Origin of the sequence: Bradyrhizobium sp. CB2312, from assembly GCF_029714425.1 — a bacterium.
GTDB lineage: Bacteria > Pseudomonadota > Alphaproteobacteria > Rhizobiales > Xanthobacteraceae > Bradyrhizobium.
In genome coordinates this window covers 1084436-1101421 of the sequence record NZ_CP121668.1, presented here as the reverse complement: position 1 = coordinate 1101421, position 16986 = coordinate 1084436, and the positions used below count along the sequence as shown (strand labels likewise).

Annotated in this window: 17 protein-coding genes; 8 read left to right on the top strand and 9 right to left on the bottom strand. The window is 65.5% G+C overall.

Going from position 1 to position 16986, the window contains the following annotated elements:
- Positions 1-37: 37 nt before the first annotated feature.
- The gene (locus tag QA642_RS05215) at positions 38-703 is read left to right on the top strand and encodes a TlpA disulfide reductase family protein (protein WP_283083701.1); all 666 of its coding nucleotides are present in this window, start codon (positions 38-40) and stop codon (positions 701-703) included.
- Positions 704-763: 60 nt separating this feature from the next.
- On the opposite strand, the gene QA642_RS05210 is transcribed toward QA642_RS05215, so the two are convergent.
- From QA642_RS05210 to QA642_RS05185, 6 genes are all read right to left on the bottom strand, one after another.
- Positions 764-958, bottom strand: coding sequence for a putative motility protein (locus QA642_RS05210; protein ID WP_027562813.1), 195 nt, complete (start codon positions 956-958; stop codon positions 764-766).
- 200 nt (positions 959-1158) lie between these two features.
- Positions 1159-2040 carry a 3-hydroxybutyryl-CoA dehydrogenase gene (locus QA642_RS05205; RefSeq protein WP_283083700.1) on the bottom strand — a complete coding sequence of 294 codons (882 nt, stop codon included), beginning with the start codon at positions 2038-2040 and terminating at the stop codon, positions 1159-1161.
- A gap of 208 nt (positions 2041-2248) precedes the next feature.
- The gene (locus QA642_RS05200) at positions 2249-3193 is read right to left on the bottom strand and encodes an FAD-binding protein (RefSeq protein ID WP_283083699.1); all 945 of its coding nucleotides are present in this window, start codon (positions 3191-3193) and stop codon (positions 2249-2251) included.
- On the bottom strand, positions 3193-3942 hold the full coding sequence (locus tag QA642_RS05195; RefSeq protein ID WP_092218212.1) for an electron transfer flavoprotein subunit beta/FixA family protein: 750 nt from the start codon (positions 3940-3942) through the stop codon (positions 3193-3195). Before QA642_RS05195 ends, QA642_RS05200 begins: the two co-directional genes overlap by 1 nt.
- Before the next feature lie 125 nt (positions 3943-4067).
- Entirely contained in the window at positions 4068-4640 is a 573-nt protein-coding gene (locus QA642_RS05190) for a cob(I)yrinic acid a,c-diamide adenosyltransferase (RefSeq protein ID WP_283083698.1), read from the bottom strand.
- A gap of 86 nt (positions 4641-4726) precedes the next feature.
- Positions 4727-4921 (bottom strand): twin transmembrane helix small protein, encoded by a 195-nt coding sequence (locus tag QA642_RS05185; RefSeq protein ID WP_283083697.1) that lies wholly within the window; start codon positions 4919-4921, stop codon positions 4727-4729.
- Between the two features lie 288 nt (positions 4922-5209).
- Between QA642_RS05185 and QA642_RS05180 the strand changes: the two genes are divergently transcribed.
- Positions 5210-6103: a YihY/virulence factor BrkB family protein gene (locus QA642_RS05180; RefSeq protein ID WP_283083696.1), complete on the top strand. Its 894-nt coding sequence runs from the start codon at positions 5210-5212 to the stop codon at positions 6101-6103.
- On the opposite strand, the gene QA642_RS05175 is transcribed toward QA642_RS05180, so the two are convergent.
- Both QA642_RS05175 and gluQRS read right to left on the bottom strand, forming a co-directional pair.
- Positions 6030-7292 (bottom strand): ATP-binding protein, encoded by a 1263-nt coding sequence (locus QA642_RS05175; RefSeq protein WP_283083695.1) that lies wholly within the window; start codon positions 7290-7292, stop codon positions 6030-6032. The genes QA642_RS05180 and QA642_RS05175 overlap by 74 nt on opposite strands.
- Before the next feature lie 103 nt (positions 7293-7395).
- Complete coding sequence (gluQRS, locus tag QA642_RS05170; RefSeq protein WP_283083694.1) at positions 7396-8265, bottom strand: tRNA glutamyl-Q(34) synthetase GluQRS; 870 nt, start codon at positions 8263-8265, stop codon at positions 7396-7398.
- A gap of 127 nt (positions 8266-8392) precedes the next feature.
- Between gluQRS and QA642_RS05165 the strand changes: the two genes are divergently transcribed.
- Positions 8393-9043 carry a DNA-3-methyladenine glycosylase 2 family protein gene (locus QA642_RS05165; RefSeq protein WP_283083693.1) on the top strand — a complete coding sequence of 217 codons (651 nt, stop codon included), beginning with the start codon at positions 8393-8395 and terminating at the stop codon, positions 9041-9043.
- Here QA642_RS05165 and QA642_RS05160 read toward each other — a convergent pair.
- The gene (locus QA642_RS05160; protein ID WP_283083692.1) at positions 9040-9927 is read right to left on the bottom strand and encodes a LysR family transcriptional regulator; all 888 of its coding nucleotides are present in this window, start codon (positions 9925-9927) and stop codon (positions 9040-9042) included. The two genes, QA642_RS05165 and QA642_RS05160, sit on opposite strands and share 4 nt — an antisense overlap.
- Before the next feature lie 183 nt (positions 9928-10110).
- Here QA642_RS05160 and QA642_RS05155 point away from each other — a divergent pair, with 183 nt between their 5' ends.
- From QA642_RS05155 to QA642_RS05135, 5 genes are all read left to right on the top strand, one after another.
- Complete coding sequence (locus QA642_RS05155) at positions 10111-11085, top strand: nitronate monooxygenase family protein (protein WP_283083691.1); 975 nt, start codon at positions 10111-10113, stop codon at positions 11083-11085.
- Between the two features lie 38 nt (positions 11086-11123).
- On the top strand, positions 11124-12308 hold the full coding sequence (locus QA642_RS05150) for an ABC transporter substrate-binding protein (protein WP_283083690.1): 1185 nt from the start codon (positions 11124-11126) through the stop codon (positions 12306-12308).
- A gap of 25 nt (positions 12309-12333) precedes the next feature.
- On the top strand, positions 12334-13848 hold the full coding sequence (locus tag QA642_RS05145) for an acyl-CoA synthetase (RefSeq protein WP_283083689.1): 1515 nt from the start codon (positions 12334-12336) through the stop codon (positions 13846-13848).
- A 101-nt stretch (positions 13849-13949) separates the two neighbouring features.
- Complete coding sequence (locus QA642_RS05140) at positions 13950-15035, top strand: DUF2855 family protein (RefSeq protein ID WP_283083688.1); 1086 nt, start codon at positions 13950-13952, stop codon at positions 15033-15035.
- Positions 15036-15110: 75 nt separating this feature from the next.
- The gene (locus tag QA642_RS05135; protein WP_283083687.1) at positions 15111-16886 is read left to right on the top strand and encodes an NAD(P)/FAD-dependent oxidoreductase; all 1776 of its coding nucleotides are present in this window, start codon (positions 15111-15113) and stop codon (positions 16884-16886) included.
- Positions 16887-16986 lie beyond the last annotated feature (100 nt).

Here is a 16986-nt window from a genome sequence, read left to right as displayed (position 1 = left end):
CCCTGATAGCCATATCTGCGACCGGATGACAAACGATATGCTCGACCCAAAGCCTTCCGCCACGCGCCGGATCCCCATCGTCATCGCCACCGTGGTGGTCGGGGGGCTGGCCGGCTTCGCCGCGCTGTACGGGCTGGGCCTGAGCCGGGCGCCTTCAGGCGATCCGACCTGCAAGCCGGCGGTGGCCACGGCCCAGAAGATCGCCCCGCTCGCCCATGGCGAGCTGGCCGCCCTGACCATGGCGAGCGCGCCGTTGAAGCTGCCCGACCTCACCTTCGAGGACGCCGACGGCAAGCCGAAGAAGCTCTCGGATTTCCGCGGCAAGACGCTGCTGGTGAACCTCTGGGCCACCTGGTGCGTGCCGTGCCGGAAGGAGATGCCGGCGCTGGATGAGCTCCAGGGCAAGCTGTCGGGCCCGAATTTCGAGGTGGTGGCGATCAATATCGACACCCGCGACCCCGAAAAGCCCAAGACCTTCCTGAAAGAGGCCAATCTGACCCGTCTTGGCTACTTCAACGACCAAAAAGCCAAGGTTTTTCAGGATCTTAAGGCCATAGGCCGGGCGCTGGGCATGCCGACCTCGGTGCTGGTCGACCCGCAGGGCTGCGAGATCGCGACAATCGCCGGGCCGGCGGAATGGGCGAGCGAGGACGCGCTCAAGCTGCTGCGTGCCGCGACCGGCAAGGCCGCCGCGTCGCTTTAGGTACTTTTATCTGCGCATGATCTGATCGGAAAACCGGTACCCACTTTTCCGGATCATGCGCTAGGCGGTGACGTTGAGATTGCCGCCGACGCCGGGGCCGACATTGGCAAGCGAAGGCTGACCGGCGCCGAGCAGCGTCAGGACGGTGGATTTCTCCATATCCATGTTCTGCTTGGTCAGCGTCGCCGCGATATTCGATTGCAGCGCGCCTTGCTGAGCGGCCAGCATGGTGCTGACCATTGCCATCATGTCCATTACGCGAACCCTCGTACTGGGTGCAGCCTAGACGCGAGCGGTTAATGGGACATGAATCGTCGCAGGGCGGATGTGCGGCAGCAGGGCGATAGTGCCGTAGGGTGGGCAAAGACGCACTTGCGCCGTGCCCACCATCTGTCCGCAATTGGATGGAAGCCGTGGGCACGCTTCGCTTTGCCCACCCTACGGCCACCGCGGCCTTATCTTGTCGGAACCGGCTTGGCGCCGCGGTAGTCGTAGAAGCCGCGCTGGGTCTTGCGGCCGAGCCAGCCGGCCTCGACGTATTTCACCAGCAGCGGGCACGGGCGGTACTTGGAGTCGGCGAGGCCCTCGTGCAGCACCTGCATGATCGACAGGCAGGTATCGAGGCCAATGAAATCGGCAAGCTCCAGCGGGCCCATCGGATGGTGGGCGCCGAGCTTCATCGCCGCGTCGATCGCCTCGACGTTGCCGACGCCTTCATACAGCGTGTAGATCGCCTCGTTGATCATCGGCAGCAGGATGCGGTTGACGATGAAGGCCGGGAAATCCTCGGAGACCGCGACCTGCTTGCCGAGCTTGGCGACGAATTCCTTGGAGGCATCGAAGGTCGAATCGTCGGTGGCGATGCCGCGGATGAGCTCCACCAGCTCCATCAGCGGCACCGGATTCATGAAGTGAATGCCGATGAAGCGCTCGGGGCGGTCGGTCGCGGCGGCTAGCCGCGTGATCGAGATCGACGAGGTGTCGGAGGCGACGATCGCCTCGGGCTTCAGCACCGCGCAGAGCTCGTGGAAGATCTTGCGCTTGACCTCTTCCTTCTCGACCGCGGTCTCGATCACGAGGTCGCAGTCGGCGAGGTCGTCCAGCTTCTCGGCGAGCTTGATGCGCGCGATCGCCTTGGCCTTGTCGTCCTCGGTCACGGCCTTCTTGGAGACCTGGCGCGCCAGGTTGCCGTTGATGGTGGCCATGCCCGACTTGAGGCGGTCGGCCGAAACGTCGTTGAGCACCACGTCGAAGCCGGCCAGCGCCGCGACATGCGCGATGCCATTGCCCATCTGACCCGCGCCGATCACGCCGACCTTCTTGATCACTGCCGCCATAATGTCATCCACCGGAACGGCGCGCAGATCGCGCCCTGCCTATCCCCTGAGCCGGGAGGTCTGATTTGACCAGGAGCCGATTTAATCAGAACCCGGGCTCGAAACCTAGATTGGATCGCTTCGAAGGCGTGCACCACGCCAAAGAAAACGCCTCGAAAAAGAAAAACCGGCCGGAGTTTATGCCTCCGGCCGGTGTTTTTAACGCGTTTTACTTGCCGAGCTTGCCGAGTTCGGCCGTCAGCTCCGGAACCGCCTGGTAGAGGTCGGCGACCAGGCCGTAGTCGGCGACCTGGAAGATCGGCGCGTCCTCGTCCTTGTTGATCGCAACGATCACCTTGGAGTCCTTCATGCCGGCCAGATGCTGGATCGCGCCGGAAATGCCCACCGCGACATAGAGCTCGGGGGCCACGACCTTGCCGGTCTGGCCGACCTGCCAGTCGTTCGGCGCATAGCCGGCGTCCACCGCCGCGCGCGAGGCGCCGACGCCGGCGCCGAGCTTGTCGGCCAGCGGCTCGATGTACTTGGCGAAGTTCTCACGGCTCTGCATGGCACGGCCACCGGAGACGATGATCTTGGCCGAGGTCAGCTCCGGACGGTCGCTCTTGGCGACTTCCTCGCCGACGAAGGTCGACAGGCCCGGATCGGCCACGGCAGAGACGCTCTCGACCGGCGCGCTGCCGCCCTCGCCCGCAGCGGCGAAGGTGGAGGTGCGGACCGTGATGACCTTCTTGGCGTCCTTCGACTTCACCGTCTGAATGGCGTTGCCGGCATAGATCGGACGCTCATAGGTATCGGGGGCGACCACCTTGATGATCTCCGAGACCTGCATGACATCGAGCAGGGCGGCGACACGCGGCATCACGTTCTTGAAGCGCGAGGTCGCGGGCGCGACGATCGCGTCATAGGACGGCGCGAGCGAGACGATCAGCGCGGCCAGCGGCTCGGCGAGATCGTGCGCATAGGTCTCGCCGTCGGCGAGCAGCACCTTCTTGACGCCGGCGAGCTTGGCGGCGGCGTCTGCCGCGGCCTTGGCGTTCTGGCCAGCCACCAGCACCTCGACGTCCGCGCCGAGCGCGGCAGCCGCGGTCAGGGCCTTGTTGGTCGCATCCTTGAGCGACGCATTGTCGTGTTCGGCAATTAGAAGCGTCGTCATCAGAGCACCCCGGCTTCGTTCTTGAGTTTCGACACCAGCTCGGCGACGTCCTTCACCTTGACGCCCGCCTTGCGGCCCGCCGGTTCAGTCGTCTTGAGGACCTCGAGACGCGCGGTGACGTCGACGCCGTAATCGGCGACAGCCTTCTCCGCGATCGGCTTCTTCTTGGCCTTCATGATGTTGGGCAGCGAAGCATAGCGCGGCTCGTTGAGGCGAAGGTCGGTGGTGACGATCGCCGGTCCCTTCAGCTTCACGGTCTGCAGGCCGCCGTCGACTTCGCGGGTGACCTTGAAGTCCGAACCATCGACCTCGAGCTTCGAGGCGAAGGTCGCCTGCGACCAGCCGAGCAGCGCGGCCAGCATCTGGCCGGTCTGGTTCGAGTCGTCGTCGATCGCCTGCTTGCCGAGGATGATCAGGCCCGGTTGCTCTTCTTCAGCAATCTTCTTCAGGATCTTGGCAACGGCAAGCGGCTCGACGTTGCCGTCGGCCTTCACCAGGATGCCGCGATCAGCGCCCATGGCAAGACCGGTACGGATCGTCTCCGACGCCTGCGCCGGTCCGATGGAGACCACAACGACCTCGGTCGCCTTGCCGCCTTCCTTCAGGCGCAGCGCTTCCTCGACCGCGATCTCGTCGAACGGGTTCATGGACATTTTGACGTTGGCGAGTTCAACGCCCGATCCATCGCCCTTGACGCGGACCTTGACGTTGTAATCGACCACCCGCTTTACCGGCACTAAGACCTTCATCGATCCTCTTTCACTCAATTTAGGAGGGGGGTATTCAACTGGCGCGGAACCTAAAGGCCTGATCCGGCCCGGTCAACGCGCGACAGGGCCAAATTTTAGACCTTAGAAATGCTGATCTCAATGGGTCAGCGGTTCTGGCCAGGAACCCAGAGCACGTCGCCGGCGCCGTTATGGTTAGCGGCGCGGCTGGCCACGAACAGGAAGTCCGACAGGCGGTTCATATACTGGATGCCAGCGCTACCAACGGGCTCGCCGGGCTGCGCCGCCAGTTCCACGATCACGCGTTCCGCCCTGCGGCATATCGTGCGGGCGATGTGGAGGTAAGCCGCGGCGGGCGTGCCGCCCGGCAACACGAAGGACGTCAGCGGCGCGAGCTTGTCGTTGAGCGTGTCGATGTCGCGCTCGAGCCGCTCGACCTGGCTCGCGACAACCCGCAGCCGCTCCGCTTTGCCTTCCCGCTCGGGCACTGCGAGATCCGCGCCGAGATCGAACAGATCGTTCTGGATGCGGCCCAGCATCGCGTCGAATTCGGGCATGTCATGGGTGTGCAGCCGCACCACGCCGATCGCGGCATTGGTCTCGTCGACCGTGCCATAGGCCGCGATGCGCAGATCATATTTCGGACGGCGCTCACCCGAGCCGAGCGCCGTCGTGCCGTCGTCACCGGTCTTCGTATAGATGCGGTTCAAGGTGACCATGTAGACCTCTTGTTTTAGGACATGATCTTGTCGGAAAACCGCTTCACACTTTGCGCAAACGCGGCCCTTCGGGTCCGGATCATGCCCTAGCGCCCCATCGCCCAGACCGCGGCCATCGCGATGACGATCGCCACGAACTGAAGCAGCACGCGCCAGCGCATCAGCTTCTGCGAAATGTCGGGCGAGCCGCCACGCATCATGTTGACGAGGCCGAGCAGCAGCACCAGCGCAACGGCGCCGACCGCGATCGGCAGGATGAAAGTACTCAGGATAGATGCCATCTGAGGGTAGATAACACCCTGAGCGGCGGTCCGCTATCTCCCCCGCCGTCATTCCGGGGCGATGTGAAGCATCGAACCCGGAATCCCATTCCTCCAGTTGCGTTGCGGCCCGATGGATTCCGGGCTCGCGCTTCGCGCGCCCCGGAATGACAGCGCGGCGCTTCGCGATCTGGCTTTTAGGCCAATAATATCAGATGCTAGCGGAATGATTTCCGATTTGCGCCAATTGCCTGCTCATCTCACCTCTCTCCGCAAGCGGGCAGAGCAAGGCAGCAGTGTAGGTGGCGCGTGAAAGCCATCCGCACCATCTACGTCGTCGTGGAGGACGCGTTTTACACGTTCCTGGCCGACGACGGTTGGGCAATCGCGAGCCACATCGCGCTGTCGACGCTGATGGCGCTGTTCCCGTTCCTGATCGTGCTGACCTCGCTCGCCGGTTTCTTCGGCTCCAAGGAGCTTGCCGACCAGGCCGCCAGCCTGATGCTCCAGGTCTGGCCCAAGCAGGTCTCCGATTCGATCTCGGGCGAGGTGCACGACGTGCTGACCACGACCCGCTCCGGCGTGCTGACCATCGGCGCGGCGCTGTCCGTCTATTTCGCCTCCAATGGCGTCGAGGCGCTGCGGGTCGCGCTCAACCGCGCCTATGCCGTGGTGGAGATGCGGCGCTGGTACTGGCTGCGTCTGGAATCGATCGGCTACACGCTGGTCGCCGCCTTCACCGCGCTCGCCATGGCGTTCCTGATCGTGCTCGGACCTCTGCTGATCGAGGCAGCGCGACGCCACATCCCGCTGTTCGTCGAGTCGAACGAGAGCATTCTCACCTGGCTGCGCTACGGCATCACCATCGCCGCACTGGTGGTGGCGCTGTTCATCCTGCACGCCTGGCTGCCGGCGGGACGGCGCAGCTTCTTCCAGATCCTGCCCGGCATCGTGTTCACGATGGTGGCGTCGCTGATCTCGGGCGTCGTGTTCGGCCAGTATCTGGCGCGCTTCGCCAACAACTACGTGACGATGTATGCGGGACTCGCCTCGGTCATCATCGCGCTGGTGTTTTTGTATTTCATCGCCGCGATCTTCGTTTACGGCGGCGAGCTCAACGCCGCGATCATCAAGTCGCGGCTTCCTCACGGCGTCTCGCTTCAAGCAGCGCAGTCGCTAAGGCCCGAGGCGACACAGGCTTGATCAGGAAGGCGTCGGCGCCGGCCTCACGCGAGGCCGCCTCGTCCTCGCCGCGGCCGGACACGCCGATGATGGGGATCTGAGCCAGCGGCGCCGGCATGGTGCGGATCCGCCTGATCGCCTCGACGCCGTCGATGCCCGGCAGCACCATGTCCATCAGCACCGCGTCGAACGCGCCCTGCGCCAGCCGGTCGACCGCATCCTCGCCGCGCCCGACGAACTCGGCATGATGACCGAGCTCGGTCAGGATGGTGTTGAGCACGACGCGGCCGAACGGATTGTCCTCGACGCTGAGCACGCGCAGCGCCGCCATTGCATCCGCTTCACTGCCGTTCTTCGATTTGCCGGACCTGGGCGGCCCCGCCGCATCCAGCGACACGGTCAATGTGAAGGTGGCGCCGCCGCCGCGGCGCGGCGCGACGGTGATGTCGCCGCCCATCGCGCGCGCCAGTTGCTTCACCGAGGACAGGCCGAGCCCGGCGCCGCCGAAGCGCGAGGCGATGGTGACATTCGCCTGAGTGAACGGGCGGAACAGCCGCTTGATCTCGGCCATGGTGAGGCCGATGCCGCTGTCGGAGACCGAGAAGGCGACCCCGACCCTGCCCTTTGCCTTGTCGCTCTTCCTGCCCTTGGCGGGGCGCCAGGGCGCCACCGCGAGCGCCACGCCGCCGCGCTCGGTGAATTTGACGGCATTGTCGATCAGGTTCTCCAGCGCGGCGCGCAGCCGGACCGAGTCGCCGACCACGAGGCCCGGCAGCTTGCCGGAGATCTCGACCTCGGCCTGGAGGCCCTTGGCCGCGGCACGGCCCGCCAGCGAATCGCCGGCGCTGCGGGCGAGCGTCCTGAGGTCGAACAGGTCCTGACGCAGCGTGCTGCCGCCCGTCCCTGTTCTGGCAGCGTCCACGAACAGCGTGGCGAGGCTCGCCAGATGCTCGGCACCGGCCTTGATGGTGTCGGCCCAGCGCCGTTCCCGCTCGCCGAGATCGGAAGTCGCGAGCAGGTCGCTGATCGCGAGAATGCCGGTCAGGGGGGTGCGGACCTCATGGGCAAAGGCAGCGAGCGCGGCCTGGACCACGTCCGGCGCGTCCGCCTTGGCGCTGCGCTGACGCAGCCGGCCGGCCGTCCCGGACTGCTTCCGAGGCGGTGGCCTGGACATCCGCGTGGTGCGCGCTGGGCGCGTTTTCGCCGCCATAACTCCCCTTCGAAGAACGTCCTTCGAACCCCGGGCTCACAGCAAGAATGGCACGGCGGAACACCTGGAGTCACGGCGGCGTTTGGCTAAACCCCAGAGAAACTTAACCTAATCCAACCAGCTGGCGGATACCGGCAGGTGTCATGCCGGCCGCGCGCAACTCGCGCAGACCGGTCGAGCGGTCCGACTTCGACAGCTTCCGCCCCTCGCCGTCGCGAATCAGGCCATGGTGGCGATAGACCGGTTCCGGCAGGCCGAGCAGGAGCTGGAGCAGGCGGTGGACCGAGGTGGCGTTAAACAGGTCCTGGCCGCGCACCACCTCGCTGACGCCCTGCAGGGCATCGTCGACGACCACGGACAGGTGGTAGCTGGTCGGGGTCTCCTTGCGGGCCAGGATCACGTCGCCCCAGGCCTCCGGCCGCGCCGGGACGATGTCACGCTCGTCGCCGGGCCCCTCGCCGAGCTCGTTCCAGCTCAGGCCAGCGACGCGGTGGCGGGCGGCGGCCATGTCCAGCCGCAGCGCGTAAGGCACGCCCGCGGCGATCAGCCGTGTCCGCTCATCGGCAGAGAGCGACTTCGCATCACCCGGATAAAGCGGAGCGCCGTCGGGATCGCGCGGCCACGGCCCGCTGGCCTCCCGCGCGGCGACGAGCCTGGCGATCTCGGCGCGGCTTTCGAACGCGGGATAGACGAGCCCGAGCGCAGTAAGTTTGTCCAGCGCGGCGCGATAGTCGGCGAGATGCTCGGACTGCCGGCGGACCGGCGTCTCCCAGGATATCCCGAGCCAGGCGAGATCCTCGTAGATCGCCGCCTCGAATTCCGGCCGGCAGCGCGTCGCGTCGATGTCCTCGATCCGCAGCAGCAGCCGCCCGCCGGTCTCGCGCGCGCGGTCGAAATTCAGCAGCGCGGAATAAGCGTGGCCGAGATGCAGCAGGCCGTTGGGGCTGGGGGCAAATCGGAAAACGGGTTGCATGAGTTCTCAGCTATTCGTCATTGCCGGGCTTGACCCGGCAATCCATCCTCCATGACTCTGTTACGATAGGAGATGGATGGCCGGGTCAAGCCCGGCCATGACGCCGGAAAGAGCTTGCCGAACTGCGATGACCATCCACCTCGAAAGCCAGTCCGATCTCGAAGAGGCCGTCCACGCGCTGATCAAGCGCGATCCGCGCCTCAAGCCCGTGTTCGAGATCGCGGGCATGCCGGCGCTCCGGCGGCGCGAGCCGGGCTTTACCGGGCTGGCCCACATCGTCTGCGGGCAGCAGCTTTCGACCGCGAGCGCGGCGGCGATCTGGGGACGGCTGTCGGCAGCGTTCGACCCATTCGACCATGACGCCGTGCGTCGCGCCCGCACCGACCGGCTGGGGCGGCTCGGCCTCTCCGCCGCCAAGATCAAGACGCTGAAGCATCTCGCGCGCGAGATCAATGCGCAGCGGCTGAACCTCGACGTGCTGGCCGAAGAGGACGCCGACGCCGCGCATCACACGCTGATCTCGTTGCCCGGCATCGGGCCGTGGACCGCGGACGTCTATCTCTTGTTTTGCCTCGGCCATGGCGATGCCTGGCCGGCCGGCGATCTCGCTGTGCAGGAGGGCATCAAGATTGGCCTTGGCCTGAAGGCGCGGCCGACCGAGAAGCAGATGGCGCCGCTCGCCGAACCCTGGCGACCCCTGCGCGGCGCCGCGGCGCATCTGTGGTGGAGCTATTATCGCGCGGTGAAGAAGCGCGAGGGTGTGCTCGCCGGAAATTAGCCCCGCAGCTGCTCGCGATCGGCGCGGGCGCATTCGGCCACGAAGTCGACCACGGCGCGCACCGCGGACAGCTCGACCAGATCAGGGTGGGCGAGCAGCCAGAGGTCGGCAACACTGACGAGCTTCTGCGGCGCGACGCGCACGAGATCCGGATAGCTCTCCGCGACGAAGCAGGACAGCGCGGAGATGCCAATCCCTGCGCGCACCGCCGCCAGCATGTCGCCCTGCGACGAGCAGCGCATCACGACGGTGCCCTGGCGCGTGATCGCATTGCTCCAGCGCGCCAGCTGCGCGTTGGAATCCTGATCGGCAAAGCCGATCACGCTGTGCCCCTTCCACTCGCCGCTGCGCTCCGGCAGGGACCGGCCGGCGGCATAGTCCCGCGAGGCATAGAAGCCGGTGCCGAGACGGCCGATCTTGCGGCCGACCAAGTTTTCCTCGCCGCTGTCGACCGGCCGCAACACGACGTCGGCCTCCCGGCGGCGCACGCTGGCCGGAAACGGATGGGTGATGATCTCGAGCCGGATGTGATCATGCGCGCCGAGAAAGGACCGCAGCCGCGGCATCAGCCAGTGCGAGGCCAGCGTCGCGCCGATCGACAGCTTGACCGTGCCGCGCGCCTTGCGCCCGCCGGCGCCGACCGCGGCCTCGGCCCGGAGCGCGGCAGCCGCCATCGCTTCCGCATGCTCGCGCAGCGTCCGGCCGTCGGCGGTGAGTACGAAGCCGTCGGCGGCGCGCGCCAGCAGCTTGGTGCCGAGCTGCGCCTCCAGCGCCGCGATCTTGCGGCTGACGGTCGGGTGGCTCGCGTGCAGCCGCTTTGCCGCGGCGCTGAAGCTGCCGGTGTCGGCGACCGCGACGAAGGTCTTGCAGAGATCCCAATCCACCGCCGGCTCCGTTCAAACATGAATACCTGCTTGTTCAATATTGAACGATCCCCGCCCGTCGTCCAACCCTATAGTGGGGTCAAAGCGCCAAGGCGAGGACACTCCGCCGGCGCGACAGATCAACATGGAAGCGCTCACCATCGGCCGGCAGGCCGTTGACGCGTGCGTCGTCAGGAGGATCGGATGGCACTGCCCGCCCTGCTCAAGAACAATCTGGAGCTGCCCGTCGTCGGCTCGCCGCTCTTCATCGTCTCAGGACCGGAGCTGGTGATCGCCCAGTGCAAGGCGGGAATCGTCGGCTCGTTTCCCGCGCTCAATGCCCGTCCGGTCGAGAAGCTTGGCGAGTGGCTGAGCCGGATCGAGGACGAGCTTGGCGAATACAAGTCGCGCAATCCCGGCAAAAGGGTCGCACCCTACGCCGTCAACCAGATCTGCCACGCCTCCAACGACCGGCTGATGAAGGACATGGAGACCTGCGTGAAGCACAAGGCGCCCATCATCATCACCTCGCTGCGGCCGCCGGCCGAGATCGTCGAGGCCGCGCATTCCTATGGCGGGCTGGTGTTCCACGACGTCATCAACGTCAAGCATGCACGGAAAGCCGCCGAGCAGGGCGTTGACGGCCTGATACTGGTCTGCGCCGGCGCGGGCGGGCATGCCGGCACGCTGTCGCCCTTCGCGCTGGTGCGCGAGGTCAAGCAATGGTTCGGCGGCGCGATCCTGCTGTCGGGCGCGATCAGCGACGGCTTTGGCATAGCCTCCGCGCTGACGCTGGGCGCCGACCTCGCCTATGTGGGCACGCGCTTCATCGCCACGCAGGAAGCCAATGCCGATGAAGCCTACAAGTTGGCGCTGACGCAGCACACCGCGCACGATATCGTCTACACTAACCTGTTCACCGGCGTGCATGGCAATTACTTGGGACCCTCAATCGCCGCCGCGGGGCTCGATCCGGACAATCTCCCGGCCGCCGACAAATCAAAGATGAATTTCGGCTCCGGCGGCAACATGAAATCCAAGGCGTGGCGCGACATCTGGGGATCGGGCCAGGGCATCGGCCAGATCACCGACGCACCGCCGGTCGCCGAGCTGGTCGACCGGCTCAAGGGCGAGTTCGACCAGGCCCGGCAGGATTTCCTGATGCGCGCCAGCGCCTGACGGCTCAGACTGACGGACAAGAACAACGGGAGGACACAATGAAGCTGGCAGCCGCACTGATCGGCCTGTCGTTGCTGACGCTCGCGACCGGAACCGCCGGCGCCGAAGGCAGCAACGAGATCCGGATCGGTCAGACCCTGCCCTATAGCGGCCCGGCCTCGGGCTTCGGCGCGATCGGACGGACGCAGGAGGCGTTCTTCGAGAAGGTCAATGCCGAGGGCGGCATCAACGGCCGCAAGGTCAAGTTCATCACGCTGGACGACGCCTACTCGCCGCCGAAGACGGTGGAGCAGACCCGCAAGCTGGTCGAGCAGGACGAGGTGCTGATGATGTTCGGCTCGCTCGGCACCGCCACCAACAGCGCCGTGCAGCGCTACCTCAACGGCAAGAAGGTGCCGCAGCTGTTCGTGCTCTCGGGCGCGACGAAATGGGCAGATCCGCAGAAATATGCGTGGACCATGCCCGGCATGGCCGCCTACGAATCCGAGGGCGTGGTCTATGCCAAGCACGTGCTGCGCACGAAGCCTGGCGCGAAGATCGCCATCCTGTCCCAGAACGACGATTTCGGCCGAGACTATGTCGCCGGCTTCAAGCGCGCGCTCGGCGAGAAGGCCGCCAGCATGATCGTGGCGGAGCAGACCTACGAGACCAGCGCGCCGACGATCAGCTCGCAGCTCTCGACCCTGAAGGCCTCCGGCGCCGACGTGCTGTTCGGCGTCGTGCTCGGCAAGTTCACCTCGCAGATGGTCAAGGGCGTGGCCGAGATCGGCTGGAAGCCCGAGCTGCTCTTCGTGCCGACCTCGGCCTCGTCGATCTCGTTCCTCGAGCCGGCCGGGCTCGACAACGCGGTCGGCCTGATCTCGTCCAGCAACCAGAAGGACACGATGGACCCGCAATGGGCCAGCGATCCCGGCGTGAAGGAATACTTTGCCTTCATGAAGCAATACATGCCGAACGCGGACCTCTCCAATTCCAACTACGCGGCCGGCTACCACTATGCGACACTGCTGATGACGGTGTTGAAGGCGTGCAAGGATGATTTCAGCCGCGGCAACATCATGCGCCAGGCCGCTTCGCTCAAGGAGGTGAAGCTGCCCCTGCTGCTGCCGGGCATGTCTGTCACCACCGGCCCCGACGACTATCTGCCGTTCCAGCAGCTTCAGCTCCGCCGCTTCAACGGCAAGAGCTGGGTCGGGTTCGGCGACGTGCTGGACGATCGCTAGACTCGAGCGCGAAAAGGGACACGCCATGATCATCAGCGGTGAACGCCGGATCGGCTACGACGAGATCCAGGCCCGTATCAGGCGCGCGGCGAGCGGTATCCGCGCCCTTGGCCTTGTCGAAGGCGCACCGGTTGCGATGATGCTGCGCAACGATTTCGCGCTGTTCGAGGTGGTCGCGGCCTCCGCCGCATTGGGCAGCCCGGTGGTGCCGATCAACTGGCATCTCAAGGCCGAGGAGGTCCGCTACATCCTGACGGATAGCGGTGCGAAGATCCTGGTCTGCCATGCCGATCTGCTGCCGCAGATCCGCGCGGGCCTGCCCAAGGATGTCCGCCTGCTCGTCGTCGCGACGCCGCCCGAGCTCGCGGCGACCTTCGCCGTTCCGCCCCAGCTGACCCAAGTCCCGGCGGGACTGACCGATTGGGACCCCTGGCGCGATGGCCATCCGGAAAATCAGGCCCCGCCGCGCCGTGCCGCGGCAATGATCTACACGTCGGGGACCACGGGCATGCCGAAGGGCGTGCGGCGCATGCCGATGCAGCCCGAACAGGCGGCCGCCTCCGAGCGCGTCGGCGCGATCGCCTATGGCATCAAGCCGCGAGACAACCAGGTCGTGCTGATCAACGGCCCGATGTACCACTCGGCGCCGCACTCCTACGGCATGCTGGCGTTCCGCAGCGGCTGCACCATCGTCCTCCAGGCGCGGTTCGACGCCGAGGAGCTGCTGGCACTGATCGAGCGCCACCGCGTCACGCATATCCACATGGTGCCGACCATGTTCGTCCGGTTGCTGCGGCTGCCCGAGGACGTGAGACAGTGCTACGACCTCTCCTCGTTGCGTTTTGTGGTGCACGGTGCCGCGCCCTGCCCCTCCGAGATCAAGCGGACCATGATCGATTGGTGGGGACCGGTCATCAACGAATATTTCGGCTCGACCGAGACGGGCATTCCGGTGTGGCACTCGGCCGAAGAGGCGCTGAAGAAACCGGGGACCGTCGGCCGCGCCATCGAAGGCGGCATCGTCAAGATTTTTCGCGACGACGGCAGCCTCTGCGGCGTCAATGAGGTCGGCGAGATCTACATGCGCCAGACGGCGGTGCCGGATTTCGACTATCACGGCAAGGCGCAGGCGCGGGCCGAGGCGGGACGCGACGGCCTCGTCAGCGTCGGCGACGTCGGCTATCTCGATGAAGACGGCTATCTGTTCCTGTGCGATCGCAAGCGCGACATGGTGATCTCAGGCGGCGTCAACATCTATCCCGCCGAGATCGAGAACGTGCTGATCACAATGCCCGGCGTGCGCGATTGCGCGGTGTTCGGCATCCCGGATGCTGAGTTCGGCGAGCGGCTGTGCGCCTGCATCGAACCGGAGACAGGTGCGCAGCTCTCCGCTGCCGCGGTGCAGGCCTTCCTGCGCGAGCGATTGGCAAACTTCAAAGTACCGAAGGAGGTCCAGTTCCTGGATGCGCTGCCGCGGGAGGCAACGGGGAAGATCTTCAAGCGCAAGCTGCGCGATCCCTACTGGGCGAACCGGACCTAACGGGAGGCGAGCGAACAGCATTTAAAACTATGTTGCTGTTGCAAATCCCGCACGCGTGGTCGATTGAGATCCCGGGACGGGCATGAGCCGGGATCGACATCATGACAGCCTCCGACTTCATCGTCGCACGGGACGATTTCGAAAACTGCAAGACGATCTCAACGACGCTTCCCGCAGCCGACGCGCTGCCGGACGATGCGCTGCTGGTGAAGGTCGACCGCTTCGCCTTCACTGCCAACAACACCACCTATGCCGTGCTCGGCGACACCGTGAAATATTGGGAGCTGTTTCCCGCGCCAAAGGGTTTTGGCAATATTCCGGTGTGGGGCTTCGGCGATGTGATCGCCTCGCGGCATCCGAACGTGCCGGTCGGCGAGCGCCTGTTCGGCTATTTCCCGATGGCGACGCATCTCGTCATCGAAGCTGCCGACGTCAGCAAGCGCGGCCTGCGCGACGGTGCCGCGCACCGGCAGAATGTCGCGCCCGTCTACAACGCCTATGCGCGCGTCAGCGGCGATCCCGCCTATGCAGGCAAGCAAGGCGACTACCAGGCGCTGCTGCGGCCGCTATTCATGCTGTCGTTCCTGGTCGACGATTTTCTCGCCGAGAACGACGATTTTGGCGCGCGCACCGTGCTGCTCTCGAGCGCATCGAGCAAGACCGCGTTCGGGCTCGCGCATCTCCTGCATGCGCGAGGCCGCAAGGTGATCGGGCTGACCTCATCGGGCAATGCCGCTTTCGTCACCTCGCTCGGCTGCTATGACGAGATCGTCACCTATGACCGCGTGACATCGCTGCCCTCAGACGCGCCGGTCGCCTTCATCGACATGGCCGGCAACAGCGCGCTGCGCGCCGAACTGCACCGGCATTTTGGCGACCAGATGAAATGCTCGATGCGCGTCGGCTTGACGCACCGCGCCAACGATGCCGAGGAAGCCGCTCTGCCCGGTGCCAAGCCGCGCTGGTTCTCCGCGCCCGAGACGATCCGCAAACGCGCCAAGGACTGGGGCCCGGGCGGCATCGAGCGGCGGTTTAGCCGGGCCTGGGCGGGCTTCGCACCGACGCTCGACCGGCGCCTGACCGTGACCGAGAGCCGCGGTCCGGACGCCGTGCGGCAGGTCTATCTCGACACGCTGAAGGGGCGCATTCCGCCCGAGCAGGGCCACATGCTCTCGCTGCTCGGGTAAATCGCTTTTGGCATCGGCTGATCCGGTATAGCGTTCCTCTCGAGGGAAACGCCAAAGACGGCCACGAGGTCGCGCATGCTGGATCGTACGAAGGATATTGCTGCCTCCGCGCAAGCCTGGCTCGACGAATTCGAGCGCACGCTGGGAACGCCGGATCGCGGAGCGCTCGACCGCTTCTTCGTTGCCGAGTGTTTCTGGCGCGATGTGCTGGCGCTGAGCTGGAACCTGCAGACGATCGCTGGACGCGATGCAGTTGCGCAATCTCTGACCGTGCTCGCGGCCAAGGCGGCTCCCAGCAACTTCAAAATCGCGCCGAACCGCGCGGCGCCGCGCTGGGTGATGCGCGCCGGCACCAACAACATCGAAGCCATCTTCAATTTCGAGACCGCGCTCGGCCGCGGCAGCGGCATCGTGCGGCTCGTGCTCGATGCCTCCGACGGCGATCGCCTGAAGGCGTGGACGCTGCTCACCGCGCTCGACGAGCTCAGGGGATTTGAGGAACAGCTCGGCACCTCACGGCCGCGCGGCCAGGCCTATTCGCGCGATTTTCGCGGACCGAACTGGCTCGACCAGCGCAACGCCTCGCGCGACTATGCGGACCGCGATCCGACCGTGCTGGTGGTCGGCGGCGGCCAGGCCGGGCTTGCGATCGCGGCACGGCTGAAGCAGCTCAAGATCGACACGCTGATCGTCGATCGCGGGTCGCGCATCGGCGACAATTGGCGCAAGCGCTATCACGCGCTGACCCTGCACAATCAGGTGCAGGTCAATCATATGCCCTACATGCCGTTCCCGCCGAACTGGCCGGTCTATATCCCCAAGGACAAGCTTGCCAACTGGTTCGAAGCTTACGTCGATGCGATGGAGCTGAATTTCTGGACCGCCACCGAATTCGAGGGCGGCGCCTATGACGAGCCGGAGGGCCACTGGACGGTGACGCTGCGGCGCGCCGATGGCAGCAAGCGCACCATGCATCCACGCCACGTGATCACGGCGACCGGCGTCAGCGGCATCGCCAATATCCCTGACATTCCGACCCTCGATAATTTCAGGGGCACGCTGCTGCATTCCAGCCGCTACGAGGACGGCGAGAACTGGACCGGCAAGCGCGCCATCGTCATCGGCACCGGCAACAGCGGCCACGACATCGCGCAGGATCTTCATTCCAGCGGCGCCGATGTGACGCTGGTGCAGCGCTCGCCCACACTCGTCACCAATATCGAGCCGTCGGCACAGCTGGCTTATGCGACCTACAATGAAGGCACGCTCGAGGACAACGACCTGATCGCGGCCTCGATGCCGACGCCGCTCGCGAAGAAGACCCATGTGATGCTGACCGAGCAGTCGAAGCGGCTCGACAAAGAGCTGCTCGACGGTCTTGCCCGCGTCGGCTTCAAGCTCGACTTCGGCGAGGCCGGCACCGGCTGGCAGTTCAAATACCTCACCCGCGGCGGCGGCTATTACTTCAACGTCGGCTGCTCCAACCTGATCGTCGAGGGCGCGATCAAGCTGAAGCAGTTCGACGACATCGAGGGCTTTACGGCCGGCGGCGCGCAGTTGAAGGACGGCACGATGATTGCCGCCGATCTCATCGTGCTCTCAACCGGCTACAAGCCGCAGGAGTACCTCGTGCAAAAACTGTTCGGCGATGCGGTCGCCGACCGCGTCGGCCCGGTCTGGGGCTTTGGCGATGGCTTTGAATTGCGCAACATGTATGCGCGCACCAAGCAGCCCGGGCTGTGGTTCATCGCCGGCAGCCTCGCGCAGTGCCGCATCAACTCGAAATTTCTTGCGCTCCAGATCAAGGCGATCGAGGAAGGGATTTTGGCGCGTGAGGTCGGCACGGCTTGAGCAGCACCGTCATTGCGAGCGTAGCGAAGCAATCCAGAATCCCACCGCGGAGATACTCTGGATTGCTTCGCTGCGCTCGCAATGACGACGCGGATGCAGA